Genomic DNA, 13799 nt, shown 5'->3' on the forward strand with positions numbered 1-13799 from the left:
AGCAGACCGCCGATGGTGGCGCTGCGCTTCCCGTTCCCCGAGACGATGCTCTGGCCGTAGCCGGTCCCCGCCGCATGTCCCCCGCGGCGGCCTCCTCTCGTTTGGCTGCACGACGAGCCGATCCGAGCGAGGGGGGACCATGCGCCACGTCCGTCGAGCCCACACCCGTATCCCGGTCCGCGCGCGCTGCGCGCAGGTCCTGCGGAGCCTGCCCGGGGCCGTCCTGCTGGCCCTGTCCGCGCAGGCGGTGGAGGCCCAGGCCGCGCTGAGCGGCTTCGCCGGCAGCACCTTGATGGGCACCTACACGTCCGAGTTCGACCGGCTCGCGTACGCCCGCGCGCTGACGCGGAGCCCGAGCGTCGAGTACGCCGAGGGCGGCCTCACCAGCCGGATCTTCCAGCGGCCCGAGGCCCGCAGCAACCTGGAGATCCTGCGCAGCTACGAGCGCGAGCTGGTGGCCGGCGGCTTCACCGTCCACCTGGCCACGGCGCTCAACACGCCGATGAGCTGGCAGCTCAAGCTGCTCTACGACCCGCCGCACACGTCCACGGGCGAGCGCCGCTACGCGAAGCCGAACGGGAGCGGTGCGGTGGGTGCCCTCGATGTCGCCTTCGTGACCGGCAGCGCCGACCACTACCTGCTCGCGAGCCGCAACGCGGACGGCGCCGAGCGCTGGGTGGCCGTGCTGCTGTCCCGCTCCCGCCCCTACTACATGGTCGAAGAAGTGACCGTGGACGCCATGGAGACGGGCACGGTCGTGCTGGACCTGGAGGCCATGCGCTCCGGGATCGAGCGGGCGGGCAAGATCGCCGTCTACGACATCCACTTCGCCACCGGGAGCGCCGAGATCGAGCCCCGGTCCGCCGCCGCCCTGGAGGTGATCGCCACCTTCCTGCGCGAGACCACGGACGGTTTCTACATCGTCGGCCACACGGACGACACCGGCTCGCTGTCCACCAACCTGACGCTGTCCGAGGCGCGCGCGGCCGCCGTGAAGACCGCGCTGGTGCGCGACCACGGCGTGGACGCCGCCCGCCTGGAGACCCGCGGCGTGGGCCCGCTGTCCCCGGTCTCCACGAACCGCGACGAGTCCGGCCGCGCGCTCAACCGGCGCGTGGAGGTGGTCCAGCGCCTGCGGTGAGCCGAGCGTCGTGCAGGGCGCGGCGCGGCGGAAACACGAACGACGCGCGTGCGGAGGGGCCTCGTCCCGGAGAAGCGCCGTCCTGGAAGGGCCGGAAGGGTGCTGAACGCCTGGCATATCGCCTGCCCCCTTCCTCCCGGTTCCGAACGATTCCTCCGACCGGGATGCATCGCCGTGAAGACGACCACGCCGACCGAGAAGAAGATCGACGAGCTCTACGAGCTGATCGACGATATGGAGACCGCCCTGCTCACCACGCGCCGCCCCGACGGCATGCTGGTGACGCGGCCCATGGCCACCCAGGAGCGGGGGCCGCTGGCCGACCTCTGGTTCGTGACCAGCATCGAGACCCACAAGATCGACGAGCTGGAGCAGGACCCGAACGTGAGCCTGGGCTACTACGACGACGGGACCAAGGAGTGGGTCTCCGTGAGCGGCATCGCCACCATCAGCCAGGACCGCGCGAAGATCCGCGAGCTGCACCAGCCCGACTGGAAGGCCTGGTTCGCGGACGAGGGCGGCAACCGCGACGGCGGCCCGGACGACCCCCGCCTGGCCCTGATCCTGGTCGAGGCCGAGTCCGTCCACTACATGAAGGCCAAGCACTCCCGCCCGGTGGCCCTGTTCGAGATCGCCAAGGGCATCGTGACCGGCACCCAGCCCGATCTGGGCCGCGAGGAGCGCCTGAGCGGACGGGAGCTGGGCTGACGTCCGAGGGGCCCCGGGCCCTGCTCCGGGGCCCTCCTCCACCCGCTTTACCCCGCCTCCCGAAACGGCTACCCTACAGGTCTGTCACGCACCCGGCCGGACCCCTCGGGGCCCGGCCAGGCGCATGGGAGCGCAGGAGTGGGAACCGCCGGCGTGCTCGTCACGTCCGGAGGAAAGTCCGAGCTCCGCAGGGCAGGGTGCCGGGTAACGCCCGGGCGTCGAGAGACGACGGAAAGTGCCACAGAGAGCAGACCGCCGATGGCCCGGCAACGGGCACAGGTAAGGGTGAAAGGGTGCGGTAAGAGCGCACCGGGCCGCTGGTAACAGCGGTCGCATGGCAAACCCCACCCGGAGCAAGGCCAAATAGGGGACGAGGAGCGGCCCGCTCCGCCATCAGTCCCGGGTAGGCCGCGCCGAGGTCGGCAGCGATGCTGGCCCCAGACAAATGGTTTCCACGCGAAGCGCGATCGCCGCGAGGTGAGCGCGTCAGCGGACAGAACTCGGCTTATTCCTGCGCCACCCCGCGCGCGTGCGACAGACGCGCCCGTAGCTCAGATGGATAGAGCGTCGGCCTCCGGAGCCGAAGGTCACAGGTTCGAATCCTGTCGGGCGCATGCGAACGACCCCGGCCCCTGCAAAGGGGTCGGGGTCGTTTGCTTGGGGGCTGGCGACGGAGCGGGCCCGAGGGTGGGGTGGGGCGGGGGAGGGCCAGGTTCGACCCGATCCGCCACGTACGTGGGTCGCGAGACCAGATGCGGTCGCGAGGGCGGCGAGCCCGGCCCGCAGGGCCGGGCGAAGCCCATCCTGTCGGGCGTGGTGGGGGAGGGCTCCTAGGCCGCAACGGCACCCGACTCTGTTGCTCGACGGCATTCCGCCGAAGCGCGGTAGCCGCGTCGTTGTCCGCGTCGTAGGTTTCTCGAGGTAAACTGGATCACCCCGACCCCACAGTGTGTGTCGAAGAGCGAAGTAAGCCCGTTCACGCCCGGGCAGCCAGCTCCCGTCGAGCTTTTTACGGGCCGCGCAAGCCAAGTCGAGTCCCTGAGCGACCTCGCGCGCGCCGCGGCTCAGGGCAAGTTCAAGGTTGCATTCCTCACAGGGGAGCGCGGAATCGGCAAGAGTTCCATAGCGGCGTTCGTGAGGCGGCTGGCGGAGCAACGGTTGCACCTCCTTACGCTGCAAGTGTTCCTCGGGGGTAGCAGCAACGAGACGGAGGCAGTACGGAGAATACTTGATCGCCTCGCCAAGTCCGGCGTAGGGGCAAGTTGGTTTGAGAAGATCAAGAGTTTGTTCGGTAATCAGATAGAGGAGGTGGGGCTCTTTGGCGTTCAAGTCGGGTTTGCGCCGGACTCAGCTAAGCTGCAGAAGCTAACCGACGGTTTTGATATAGCGCTTAGAACTCTTGTTCGGCGCCTTGAAGGCGAGCGCGACGGCCTGTTCATCGTCCTGGACGATATCAACGGCCTTGCGTCCTCTGAGTCGTTTGCGCATTGGCTCAAGAGTCTCGTTGACGGTATCGCAACTTCAGGTGAGCCGCTGCCTCTCTTCCTCTTGCTGGTCGGCCTTGAGGATCGCCGCCGTGAATTGCTGAGCGCCCAGCCCTCGCTTGCGCGGGTATTCGAGTTGGTTGCCATCGATCCTTGGGATGACGACGAGGCGAGCGCCTTCTTGAAAAAGGCTTTCGATTCCGTTGGTATCAGTATCGAGGACCGCGCGCTCGAGGTACTAACGCGATACACCGGCGGTCTGCCTGTACTCGCACATGAAATCGGCGACGCCGCTTACCGCTTCGACGACGACAGCGTCATCGACAGTGACGATGCTTACCAAGCTGTCCTTGCCGCTGCGGATGTTGTCGGCCGGAAGCACGTAGAACCTCACGTTATGGAGGCAATCCGCAGCAAGCGCTATCGCACCATACTTAAGAAGATCCCGGCGAAGGGCTTGGGGCGAGAATTCAAGCGTTCTGATCTGCTTGATCACCTCGAGACGGAAGAGGTGAAAGTTGCCGATAACTTCCTCCGAAAGATGCGCGATCTCTCGGTGCTTGAGCAGATGCCGAGCGAGGGCGCCGGCTGGTACCGCTTCACCTCTGAGCTGCACTTTCTGTACTTCTTAGTTGAGTCGATTCGCTCTCAGTTGACGCAATCAGAGTAGAAGTGAGACACGGCATCTGCTTGTCCGATCCCGCGGAACTACTCTTGTCTTATGGGCAGCTTCGGCTGCTAGAAGGTCCGGCGCGTCTACGGCTGGGAACTCGTCCACGCACTCCAAGTTCCAACTGTAGATCTGCGACGTCCAGACGCGGGGCCCCGTCGCGCCTGGCTCGCGTGACACTTCGTGAGGAATCTGGAAGATGCCCGTTACAATTGGCGACACAGAACCTGAGTCCCGCGCTTCGTGACAACAGAGGGCGTCAAGATTGCTTCCGCGCTTGGGCTGCGACCTGCTGTGCTCACGATCGCCTGTTTGGTCAGAGACCAGATGCCTCGGATGCACGTTGACGGCGGGGCCTCCGGCACCGCGAGTCGAGGCGCCGTCGCCGCCTGCCGCGCTTTCAGGCAGATCGTTCCAAGAGCTTCTTCTGAGCAAGCGGAGATCTTCTTGGTGTGTGATCACCTATGTGGTGAGATTCCCCAGCGATAGTTGATAGAGCCCGAGGATCCGTCGCGTGAGGGATTAGGCCCAGCGAGTACCGGGCCACGGAAGCGTCTTCGCCGTGTAGGAGACCTCGCATGGAGTCGGGATCAAGAGCACACTCTTCCAGATCCAGCGTGTCAATCGCGCTACAACGCTCCCCCTGCTTCGGTGCGTGTCGAGCGCCACCTGAATGTGAGAGATCACAGACTTCGCCGAAGCATCGACGACCGCCTTGGATGCCCAGTTCATCAAGGTGCGCGGCGGGTCCATTGTCCGCATGGCTTGCGGCAAGGTTGAAATCAGGAAGCGACCTGCTGTCTGCGCAATCGCCTGGGCATCCGGAACTCCGTAGGTATTTCCATCGGGGTTGACGATGAACACGGGAATGCGCCGCGCCATCCGAGCGGCTGCTTCACGGATGTGTGCGTCTCGAAGTGAGGTGCCGACAAACACGCCGCAATCGGCGGCGTCCGCGGTACCGAGAAAGCGTGCGATAGCTCTGGGTATGGAGGCTGAGTCAGGATCTTCTCTCTAGAGGGAGGATCAGCGCTGAACCGAGTCGTTGGCCCCCAGCGAGTTGCAGCGTCGCCCGTCCGAACAGTGGCATCGGGTGCCGCAACTTCGTTGGGCGCCCATCAGCGCTATACCAATCAGTTGAGCCGTGCAGCTTGACGAGAAGCGGAGCGGGATGACGGCCTCGCTGAACCCGAGCCAGGGGTGCGGTCTCTCCCGTGCCGAACGGTGCGAACCCATCGTTAAGCGCCGTCTCTTCGACATTGGCGGCGAGTTCAATGGCACGGTCATAGTTGGTGGTGACGAACGTCAGGTCGGCGCTCAAACGCGCGCGCAGAACTGGCCCCCACATGAGGTGAGCACTGGCGGCGGTCACCCGTTCTGCTGCATGCTGAACGAACCATTCGACCTCGGCTCTTACTGCATCGACCCGGTCCGCTGCCTCTAATCGCTCGCCGATCAACTCTAGGGGCTCTCGCGCGAGTGCGAGGCGGTCAATACCATCGATGAGAACCTCGATGTCGTCAGTGCCGCGCATGATGCTGCGGACCACGTGCGGCTCGACACCCCAGCGTTCCGCGTGGCTGAGGAACTCGCGCGCGAGACCGGTCATTCTGGCACGCCGATCTCGATTGAGGTTCCAGCCCCCGCGAAGAGCAGACACTTCATGGCAGGTGGCCTCACGTAGCGGCGTCTGACCGGACTTAATACTTCCCTCGGGATCGGAATCCTTGAGTGCGGCAGCAACCGTGGCGAGATGCCCATGCGAGTGTCGTGCAACAATTGCGATGAGTGCGGGCGCACCTCCATTCAGGCGCAGAGCTTCATCGGTGATACTGACCCGATGGGGTGGTCGATATTGACAACAAGCCGATCAGGGAGCCGGAGGAGCGGCGCGCTCTCAGCACCCAAGAGCGCCAGATCAACTGGCGGAGGACCGGTGAACAAAGGCGCGACACGAGCCACTCCTTGAAGGAGTTGATGGGCGTGGTTCTGCAGCGAGAGTAGTTCCGGAAGTTCGTCTCGGAAGACGGCTGAGATGAGATCGGCGGTGCTGCCATAGGCGACGCCGGCCTGACGCATCCAGCTTGGGTCATGTTGAATACCCTCACTACGGCACGTCCCGTCGTTCGGAGTAGCCGAAGCGCCGCCGATTGAACGTCGTCCAGCCTCTGCCTGGCGATCGAGGCCAGGTAGACGGGCGAGCCAAGTCGTATTAGTTGATCAAGAGAGATCGGTTCCCAGCCGTTGGCTGCGGCTCGCTCGAATGCCGGGAGTCTCCGAAAGATTGAGTCCCACCTTGCCGCGGCCTCCGCGAACGCGGGGCCGCGAGGCACTTCGAAGCCAAAGATTGGCCACACCTCTGCTCGGTCCATTTGGAGAGGTCGCCGCGGGCGACGGCGTGCTCGAGGGTGTCGGACAGAGCCAAGAGGATACTAGGATGGCACTCCTGCAAGTATGCCTTTACTTCGGCTTCAAACTCTCCGCCAATGAAGCCTTCACGATTCAGTTTCGGCTTGAAGTGCTTGGGGTCTACGTCGATAGAGCCCTGAATCCCCCATAGACCCGGTGCGTCGAACTCCTGCACAAACACACCTCGGTAGAGCACGGCCACTTCAGATACTCCGGTCATCTGGCCCCATGCCACGGGGTCGCTGACCGGACCGAGATGTGTTCTTTCTACCCAGTCTGGCATCGGAAGCGGTAGCGACCGACCCCGAGCCTCAGCGCCGCCTTGCGGAAGAAGCCTTCCCTCTGGCTCTACGCGCGCGACTACGGAAGGGGCGTCGCGACACCAGTGAGCGTACCTCTCTACGAGCAGCTCAAACGTTGCCCGGTCTCGAAGTGAAAGTACGATCTTTGTCCCACGAGGCAGCGTGGTCGACGGTAGTTGTTCTGCGGAGCCTCCCGCAAGCAGGCTTCGCGTGAACCTAAGCGAGATCGGCTCGGTTTCGCCGTCGTAGGTCTCAAGAACGAAGGCGTCGGCAGCCATGAAGTAGCTGATGACGCCGATCCCAAACTCGCCGATGGGCTTTGTTCCGGCTTCCAGCGCGGCCGAACTGGCGCCAATTCTGGCGAACAGCTCAGCGACTGCGTCCTTATCCATCCCGACGCCGTTGTCGTGGACCGATAAGGTGAGTGCATTACTATCGAAGACTACGTCGATGGAGGGCTCAAAGCTCAGATCGGTCGCTGATCGGCGGTGGTCGCATCGAGCGCGTTGAGGACCGCTTCCTCAGTGCCGCGCTTGGATCAGAGTAGAAGCGATCGCCAGTGAGGTTGAGAATCCGCTCTTGATCCAGTGAGAATCCGGGTGGCCAGGAAGCGAGAGACATGCGTGTGGCTCTTGGAGGGGGACCAGTGCGCCTGAATCTAACCTCGAGCGCGCTTAACGTGTCCAAGACTGACCTCGCGTCGAATGCACCGCCAGCGTCTGGATGGGCCGTCCCTCGCAGCATCGCCATGGCTGCCCCGAACTGCCGTCCCACCGCCGCCTCCACCCCCTCATCCCCCGTCCACCCCCGCACACCCCGGCATCCGGAACGCCCCGATCCGCGTGGAATAGCTCTCCGCGTCCCGCCGGTAGTAATCCCCCACGTACCAGATGGTGCAGTCGTCCAGCGGGTCCACGGCCGTCTGCGTGTAGTCCTCCCAGCGCAGGGTGTTGGTCTGCGACCCCTCGCCCTCCACCAGGACGGTCTCGGGCAGGCCGAGCTCGCCCAGGGGATCGTCCACCGCCCGGCCGGCGAAGCGCTGCCCGGGGTAGTGCGGGGTGCCGCCGAACGAGTAGCCGATGCCGATGTTGCCGAAGCGGTCGATCGCGGGGCTGGCCATCCAGCGGTAGGACGTGTCCGGCGCGAAGGTGCCCTGCTGCCGGAGGGCGAGCATGCGGTCGCTCCCACGTCCAGCTCGTACCAGCGCACGCCGCCCGAGCCCGCCCGCGTGGCCACCGAGTGGACGGCCACCACGCTCTCCCGGTCCCCCAGGTGCCGGTAGACCACGCGGGCCATGAGCTTGTCCCCCTGCGCGTCCAGGTGGCGGTCCGTGCCCGGCTGGCGCACGCAGGAGGTGAGCTGCCCGTCACACAGGAAGTGGTAGGGCGCCACGGACACCTTGGTGGGGCCCTCCAGACGGGTGCGGGAGGGGTCCTCCCAGTCCACGTGGAAGTTCCAGGCGTAGAGGCCGTCGTCGTCGAAGTCTCCCCGGAGCTGCATGCCGCCCGAGGCCAGCACCGGGTTGGGCGCGCCCTCCGGCGGGAGCGTGTGCCCGTCCAGGTCCGCGTTGTTGAGGAAGGCCACGTCGGCGATCACCAGGCACTGCTCGGTGGCCGGCTCGCCCCGCAGCATGCGCGCACGGTCGGCCACGCAGGCGTGCTTCTCGATCACGTCGTCCCCGGTGCTGGTGGGCACGTACCAGCCGTCCGGCCAGACCGCCGGCCGCGGATAGTCGGGGAAGAGGGGCCGCAGGAACTCGTAGCGGTACCAGGCGCCCAGCGGGTCCGGTGTGGCGCTCACCGCGTAGCACATGGCGTAGGGGCCCTCCTCCTCGGGCGGCCGCGCCTGCGGCTGCGCGGGGGCCGGGATCGGCTCGGGCGGCACGTACAAGGGCACGGCGGGCCCCGGCTGGTCCGCGACGCCCGGAGGGCTCAGGTACACGGTGGGACCGGGCGTCCAGACGGGAGGCTGGTCCGGTCGCGCGGGCCCGCGCCGGAAGAGGGCAGGACCAGCAGCCAGCGCTCGGCGAGCTGGTCGTAGCGCACCACCGCGTCCCCCGAGAGGATCTGCTCACAGAGCCCGCCCTGGCCGCGGAAGACGATGTTGGTGGGCACCGCGCCGTGAGCACGGTGCCGCTCCGGTCGAAGACCGCCATGCGCGAGTTGACCGTCTGGACGATGTGCTCGGGCCCCACCGCCAGGCTGTTGTCCGACGGGCTGCGGCCGGTCCAGCCCCTCTGGGTCCGTCGAACCCGACACCCAGGCCGTCGAAGCTCGTCACCAAGACGGGGCGGGGCCGGTCCCCTGGCGGGTCTGCTCCACGGCGGCGGCCGGGTCGGGCGCGGGCTCGGTGCCGGAGCAGGCGAGGGTGGGCACCGCGCAGGCGAGGAGCAGGAGGGTGGGGAGGGGGCGCATGGCGGGGCGGACCGGGGCGGTGGGGATGGGACCGGTGGGAGTATTCAGGTGGGGAGGGGGGAGGACAACCGGGGACGCTGTCGGCCCCGCTGGCCCGCGCGGCGCCGCCGCGGGTCTCATACGACCCGGCGATAGACACCCACGCATGGTATTCTGTGACGTCGCCACCGCTGGAGGATCCGATGAGCAAGAACACCAGCATCACCCTGAGTGATCATTTCGAAGGCTTCATCCGGCGCCAGGTCGACGCGGGCCGGTACGGATCCGCGAGCGAGGTCGTGCGTGCCAGCCTACGCCTCCTCGAGGAGCAGGAAGAGCGACGGGAGGCGTTGCGCGCTGCGTTGATCCGCGGCGAGGAAAGCGGAGATGCTGGACCGCTCGATATGGAGAAGATCAAGCGCGATGCGCGCGCGCGAGCCGGAGGTCCCTCGCGCGAATGAAGCGAGCGCTCACGAGCACCCGGGCGGCCGAAGCCGACCTGATCGAGATATGGCTCTACACCTGCGAGCACTGGAGTCCCGAGCAGGCCGATCGGTACCTGGACGAGTTGGCGGACACGATCGAGGCGCTGCGGCTCGATCCCAGGCGTGGGAAGGACCGCAGCGAGCTCCGCGCCGGATACCGCTCTTGGCGGACGGGGCGCCATCTGATCTTCTATACGTTTACCGATGTGGAGCTGAGGATTCAGCGCGTGCTGCATGAGGTGATGGATGCCGGCCGCCACCTCGACGGCTGACGGGCGTCCGCTACGATCCTTGGGAGACGGCGCGGCCGGGCGACTGGGAACGCTACGTGCCCCGTCTTGCGCTTGTCGCGATACTCGCAAGCTTGAGGCGCGCATAGGCGCAACGATCGGAACCATAGACGCAAGACTCAACGCTTGCGAGTGAGCAGGAAGGGAGTGGAGTCCCGTCCGAGCGTCATCCCCAGGTCCGCAACACCCGCGTCAGCCGCGATCCCCCCGAATCACCCGTCGCACCGCCCGAACACCAGGATCCCCACCACCCGCACGCTGTCCCCGAGGGCACGGAGCTCCTCAGGCCCCCACGGCTCCCGCCGGGACGGCAGGCCCTGGATGGAGAAGCTGTTCCCGCAATGCGCCTCCGTCATCGCGAAGGTGCCTTCTCCGTAGGCGATGGAGATGCCCGGCAGCGTCGCGAGCCTGTTCACGGGTGCCCCCACGCCGATGGAGTCGCGCGTGGTCAGGCCGGGATCGCGCACCTGGATCCGCCATACCCGGCCGTTCCTGACCTCTGCCAACACCCGGCCGGGGCCTACATCCACCCACACGGCCTCCTGGGCCTGGCCTTCCAGGTGGAGGGTCGTGTCCGTGGTCGCGCCGCACGCGGACCTCACCTCCGCGAGGGTGGCCTCGAGCTCGAGGCAGCCGACCGCGGAGTCTGAGATGAGCGCGCTCGCCTGCGGACCAGCGGTCTGCGGAACGTCGCCGGCCTCCGGCGTGGACACGGCCGTGGTGTCGGAGGCGTCCGCCGCACCGGGTTCTCCGCGGGGCTCCCCCACGCACGCAGCCGCCCAGAACGCCGCAAAAACCACACGCAAGCGCATCGCGAGGCTACTCCGATCCGTCCCGTACCCGACCCTCCCAGCCCCAGCGCGGCAGCGGGAGCCCCGCCGGGACCTGCTGACGGCTCCGCGGATACGCGGCCATCTCCGAACGGGTGGACCAGGTGAAGTAGGCGTGCAGCGCCTCGCGCAGGCGAGGGTCGGCGAAACCCGCGTCGTCCATCGCCGCATCGAAGCACGCGATGGCCCGCTGGTCCATCTCTTCGTGCTCGCCGTTGCCACTGTGCATGCGGACCACGGTGGAGTGATCGCCGTACCGGCCCGTGAAGGCCGCGGGTCCGCCCCACGCCTCCGTCCAGTAGGCAGCCAGCCGCTCGGTGTGCTGCGGATGGAAGCCGTGGCTGAAGGCATGGGAGACGACCTCGTCCGCGAGGACGCGCTCGTGCCAGGCGTGCGCCAGGCGGAGGACACCGGCGGCTCCGCCCACGGCGTCGAAGAGGGACTGCGCGGGTCCCGTGTCGGGGCTCTCGGTGCTCATTCGACTTCCCCCCGTAGATGCTGCCGCGCCACCTCCAGCTCCCCCTGCAGGGAATCCAACGTGTGCCATGCGGTGCCTGCCAGGACCACGAGGATCGCGATCAGCACCAAGGCACTCACGACCAACTGCGGCGTGAAGCCCACCCGGGCGAACATGCGCCCCCACAGGAGGATCTGGGAGACCACGAACACGGGCGCGGCGCCGCCGAAGAGCACCCAACGTCGGATCCGGAGCACCCGTTCCTGACGCTCCAGCGAGCGCAGCCGCGTCGCCGTCCGGTCCGGTAGACCGACGACAGGGGCGCTCGCGTCGTCACTCGGGCTGGGTTGGATCGATGGCATGGGCGGATTCCCGACGGGCGAGGCGCTGCGGCTCCACAGACGGATTGGGATGAGACGGCACGAGTCCGCGAGTACTCACTCGACAGACCACGCTTCCCGCCACGCGGCGAACTCCGATGGCCGGACGCGGTAACGGGCGAAGTTCCCTTCGTGCAACGCCAGAAGCTCGGTCTCGGCGACCTCCCGGAACTGTTCCCGGTCGCCGGGATCCACGCTCTCCCGGGTCCAGGACTCGATATAGGCGGCGGCGGCCTTCCCGTCCATCCGACTCCGAACGATCGCAGCGATGAGCGTCTGCAGAGCATCTCGGTATCGGAGCCGGAACGGATCTGGCTCACCGAGCGATTGCCGCACGGCCGCGTAGCGGGCGGCGGAGCGATCATACGCCCACAGGAACAGGTCCTTGAGGAGTTCGATCCTGTTCAGCTCGTACACGCCCAGGATCGCCTCCGTGTAGATGCGACGCGGCACGTCCGTGAAGGTGAGAGGCGACAGGTTGGCCTTGATGAGTGGGATGTTCGCAGCCAGGCGCGACACGCGCTTGTTCACGTCGTCGAACGGTTGCAGATAGGGCAGTTGGACCATGATGAAGAAGGCCTGCTCGAACGGGTCGTCGATGGCAGCGGCCGTCGCCAGCATCCTGTCGAAGCATTCAGCGATGAGCTGCGGCACCTCGAGCGGGTGGAAGACGGAGCGCTCGATACCCACGGGAATCCGCCGCAACCGGCCCGCAGCGCCGGGGTCCGGCAACAGGTTGCTTGCCAGGATCGCGTGGAGGTTGAGGATCGAGTAGCGATTGAAGCTGACCTCATCGGCCGCACCGACCAGGAAGTCGATCGCCTCCTTGTGATTCAGGATCATCTGCGCTTCCAGCGCGTCTCGGCCCTCGGCTTGTGCGCCGAACGCGATCAAGCGCCGAGTGTCCAGCAACGAGTAGGTGTTGCCCTCCAGACGGCTCGAGTTCCACGAAAGGTCGATGAGCAGGCGGCTCAGGATGTGCTTCGCGAACGTCCCCGCCGGCTGCGAACCGACCTCCCGTCTTCCCACCTCCGCGAGATGCCCGCGCTCGGCCGCAGACAGATAGAAGGTGTGGTTCGGACGATACGATTCGAGAAAGGCGCGGTCGTAGCCGACAGGCCTCCGACCTGAGGCGGGATTCTGGAGGTAGGCGCGGATCTCCTCCCCGGCTGCGGACGTCGGCACCGGAGGTTCGTCGATTGGCTCCCCGCCAGGCCCTCCCTCCGGCGGCAGGTGATACGTCGTCCAGCGCCCCTCGCCCTCCTTCGCGAGACGGCCGTCGTCGACGAGCGACTTGAGCCGGTACTGGAGCGTGCGGAACGGGGTGTCTTCGGCAAGTCGCTCGGCGATATCCCGTGCGGTCACACCGCCGGCTTCGCGAGCGACTGCGGAGACGATGGCGTCCAGATCCACCGTGGGCGTGCGACGGGGCATGTCGGGATCCCGTTTCTTGCGCTTCGAGCGGTACGCGCAACGTTGAGGCGATAGACGCAATAATGCGGCCATAGACGCAACAATGCGGCTATCGACGCAACAATAGGGCTTCTAGGCGCAACAATCAATGGCTCTGCGCAACTATCTCGACGGATTGCCCACCGGTTTGAACGTGCCGGCGGGCACCTTCCTTCTGGTCCGCTTCGCTCCCCAGTCGTAGATCTGGCCATTTGCTGTGGCCAGAACAGGGAGGCCGGGACATGGGAAAGCCACGCAGGACCGTGCTCAAGTACGCCCAGAGCCGGAAGGCCGCCGAAGAGGTGTCGGCCACGGTCTTCAAGGACTCCTGTCTCCAGCTGCTGGACCGCGTCCAGCAGACCCGGGAGGAGATCGTGGTCACCAAGTACGGTCGGCCGGTGGCGAAGCTCGTGGCCTTCGACGAGGAGGCTCCCGGTCTCTTCGGGTATCTCTCGGGCTCGGTCACCATCCAGGGCGACATCGTGGCCCCCCTCGGGGAGCCCTGGCATGCCGAAGCCTGAGGCGTCGGCCCGGCCGCTGGTGCTCGTCTGACTCCGGAGATCGCGCTGGAGAGCGCGCGCCTTCCCGGGGAGCCGCATGGCGACCCTGCCGACCGAATCCTCATGGCGACCACGCGCATCCTGGGTGGAACGCTCATCACGCAGGACAAACCGATCCTCCGCTATGCCGCAGCCGGTCACGTGCGCGCGCGGGACGCCAGACGGAGAACCTGAGGCGTCCGCAGCGGCCGACATACGGCTCTGCGAGTAGATGCAGGGGTCGCACGCAGGACGGTCG

At 66.6% G+C, this 13799-nt stretch carries 14 protein-coding genes, 1 tRNA gene and 1 other RNA gene; 8 read left to right on the plus strand and 8 right to left on the minus strand.

Annotation, left to right across the window (positions count from 1 at the left end; all coding sequences use genetic code 11):
- The first annotated feature begins 139 nt into the window (after positions 1-139).
- From R3E98_19265 to R3E98_19285, 5 genes are all read left to right on the plus strand, one after another.
- Positions 140-1141 (plus strand): OmpA family protein, encoded by a 1002-nt coding sequence (locus tag R3E98_19265; GenBank protein ID MEZ4425545.1) that lies wholly within the window; start codon positions 140-142, stop codon positions 1139-1141.
- Between the two features lie 174 nt (positions 1142-1315).
- Complete coding sequence (locus R3E98_19270) at positions 1316-1849, plus strand: pyridoxamine 5'-phosphate oxidase family protein (GenBank protein MEZ4425546.1); 534 nt, start codon at positions 1316-1318, stop codon at positions 1847-1849.
- 129 nt (positions 1850-1978) lie between these two features.
- Positions 1979-2371: RNase P RNA component class A (gene rnpB, locus R3E98_19275), an RNA gene on the plus strand.
- A gap of 18 nt (positions 2372-2389) precedes the next feature.
- Positions 2390-2463 (plus strand) — tRNA-Arg (locus R3E98_19280).
- Positions 2464-2800: 337 nt separating this feature from the next.
- Complete coding sequence (locus R3E98_19285) at positions 2801-4003, plus strand: ATP-binding protein (protein MEZ4425547.1); 1203 nt, start codon at positions 2801-2803, stop codon at positions 4001-4003.
- Positions 4004-5003: 1000 nt separating this feature from the next.
- Here R3E98_19285 and R3E98_19290 read toward each other — a convergent pair.
- From R3E98_19290 to R3E98_19305, 4 genes are all read right to left on the minus strand, one after another.
- Positions 5004-5612, minus strand: coding sequence for a hypothetical protein (locus R3E98_19290; GenBank protein ID MEZ4425548.1), 609 nt, complete (start codon positions 5610-5612; stop codon positions 5004-5006).
- A 603-nt stretch (positions 5613-6215) separates the two neighbouring features.
- A complete protein-coding gene (locus R3E98_19295) occupies positions 6216-7184 on the minus strand; it encodes an ATP-binding protein (protein ID MEZ4425549.1) in 969 nt (322 codons plus the stop codon).
- Positions 7185-7504: 320 nt separating this feature from the next.
- Positions 7505-7888: a hypothetical protein gene (locus R3E98_19300; protein MEZ4425550.1), complete on the minus strand. Its 384-nt coding sequence runs from the start codon at positions 7886-7888 to the stop codon at positions 7505-7507.
- 757 nt (positions 7889-8645) lie between these two features.
- On the minus strand, positions 8646-8828 hold the full coding sequence (locus tag R3E98_19305) for a hypothetical protein (GenBank protein ID MEZ4425551.1): 183 nt from the start codon (positions 8826-8828) through the stop codon (positions 8646-8648).
- 482 nt (positions 8829-9310) lie between these two features.
- Here R3E98_19305 and R3E98_19310 point away from each other — a divergent pair, with 482 nt between their 5' ends.
- Positions 9311-9568, plus strand: coding sequence for a type II toxin-antitoxin system ParD family antitoxin (locus tag R3E98_19310; protein MEZ4425552.1), 258 nt, complete (start codon positions 9311-9313; stop codon positions 9566-9568).
- The gene (locus tag R3E98_19315) at positions 9565-9864 is read left to right on the plus strand and encodes a type II toxin-antitoxin system RelE/ParE family toxin (protein ID MEZ4425553.1); all 300 of its coding nucleotides are present in this window, start codon (positions 9565-9567) and stop codon (positions 9862-9864) included. The genes R3E98_19310 and R3E98_19315 overlap by 4 nt, the downstream gene beginning before the upstream one ends.
- A gap of 230 nt (positions 9865-10094) precedes the next feature.
- Here the strand turns inward: R3E98_19315 and R3E98_19320 are convergent, their stop codons facing one another.
- The 4 genes from R3E98_19320 to R3E98_19335 all read right to left on the minus strand — a co-directional run bounded on the left by R3E98_19320 (position 10095) and on the right by R3E98_19335 (position 12962).
- On the minus strand, positions 10095-10694 hold the full coding sequence (locus tag R3E98_19320; GenBank protein MEZ4425554.1) for a hypothetical protein: 600 nt from the start codon (positions 10692-10694) through the stop codon (positions 10095-10097).
- Positions 10695-10701: 7 nt separating this feature from the next.
- Entirely contained in the window at positions 10702-11190 is a 489-nt protein-coding gene (locus R3E98_19325; protein ID MEZ4425555.1) for a group II truncated hemoglobin, read from the minus strand.
- Positions 11187-11531 carry a hypothetical protein gene (locus tag R3E98_19330; protein ID MEZ4425556.1) on the minus strand — a complete coding sequence of 115 codons (345 nt, stop codon included), beginning with the start codon at positions 11529-11531 and terminating at the stop codon, positions 11187-11189. The genes R3E98_19325 and R3E98_19330 overlap by 4 nt, the downstream gene beginning before the upstream one ends.
- 75 nt (positions 11532-11606) lie before the next feature.
- On the minus strand, positions 11607-12962 hold the full coding sequence (locus tag R3E98_19335; protein ID MEZ4425557.1) for a Fic family protein: 1356 nt from the start codon (positions 12960-12962) through the stop codon (positions 11607-11609).
- A 281-nt stretch (positions 12963-13243) separates the two neighbouring features.
- Here R3E98_19335 and R3E98_19340 point away from each other — a divergent pair, with 281 nt between their 5' ends.
- On the plus strand, positions 13244-13522 hold the full coding sequence (locus R3E98_19340; GenBank protein ID MEZ4425558.1) for a type II toxin-antitoxin system prevent-host-death family antitoxin: 279 nt from the start codon (positions 13244-13246) through the stop codon (positions 13520-13522).
- Positions 13523-13799: the final 277 nt, after the last annotated feature.

The sequence above is a fragment of the Gemmatimonadota bacterium genome, from assembly GCA_041390125.1.
Taxonomy (GTDB): domain Bacteria; phylum Gemmatimonadota; class Gemmatimonadetes; order Longimicrobiales; family Gaopeijiaceae; genus JAGQIF01.

Excerpts from the sequence above, each read along its gene's own strand:
- R3E98_19320 (MEZ4425554.1), bottom strand. The coding sequence starts at position 10,694 with ATGCGCTTGCGTGTGGTTTTTGCGGCGTTCTGGGCGGCTGCGTGCGTG.
- R3E98_19315 (MEZ4425553.1), top strand. The coding sequence starts at position 9,565 with ATGAAGCGAGCGCTCACGAGCACCCGGGCGGCCGAAGCCGACCTGATC.
- R3E98_19265 (MEZ4425545.1), top strand. The coding sequence starts at position 140 with ATGCGCCACGTCCGTCGAGCCCACACCCGTATCCCGGTCCGCGCGCGC.
- R3E98_19310 (MEZ4425552.1), top strand. The coding sequence starts at position 9,311 with ATGAGCAAGAACACCAGCATCACCCTGAGTGATCATTTCGAAGGCTTC.
- R3E98_19300 (MEZ4425550.1), bottom strand. The coding sequence starts at position 7,888 with ATGCTCGCCCTCCGGCAGCAGGGCACCTTCGCGCCGGACACGTCCTAC.
- R3E98_19325 (MEZ4425555.1), bottom strand. The coding sequence starts at position 11,190 with ATGAGCACCGAGAGCCCCGACACGGGACCCGCGCAGTCCCTCTTCGAC.
- R3E98_19330 (MEZ4425556.1), bottom strand. The coding sequence starts at position 11,531 with ATGCCATCGATCCAACCCAGCCCGAGTGACGACGCGAGCGCCCCTGTC.
- R3E98_19340 (MEZ4425558.1), top strand. The coding sequence starts at position 13,244 with ATGGGAAAGCCACGCAGGACCGTGCTCAAGTACGCCCAGAGCCGGAAG.
- R3E98_19290 (MEZ4425548.1), bottom strand. The coding sequence starts at position 5,612 with ATGACCGGTCTCGCGCGCGAGTTCCTCAGCCACGCGGAACGCTGGGGT.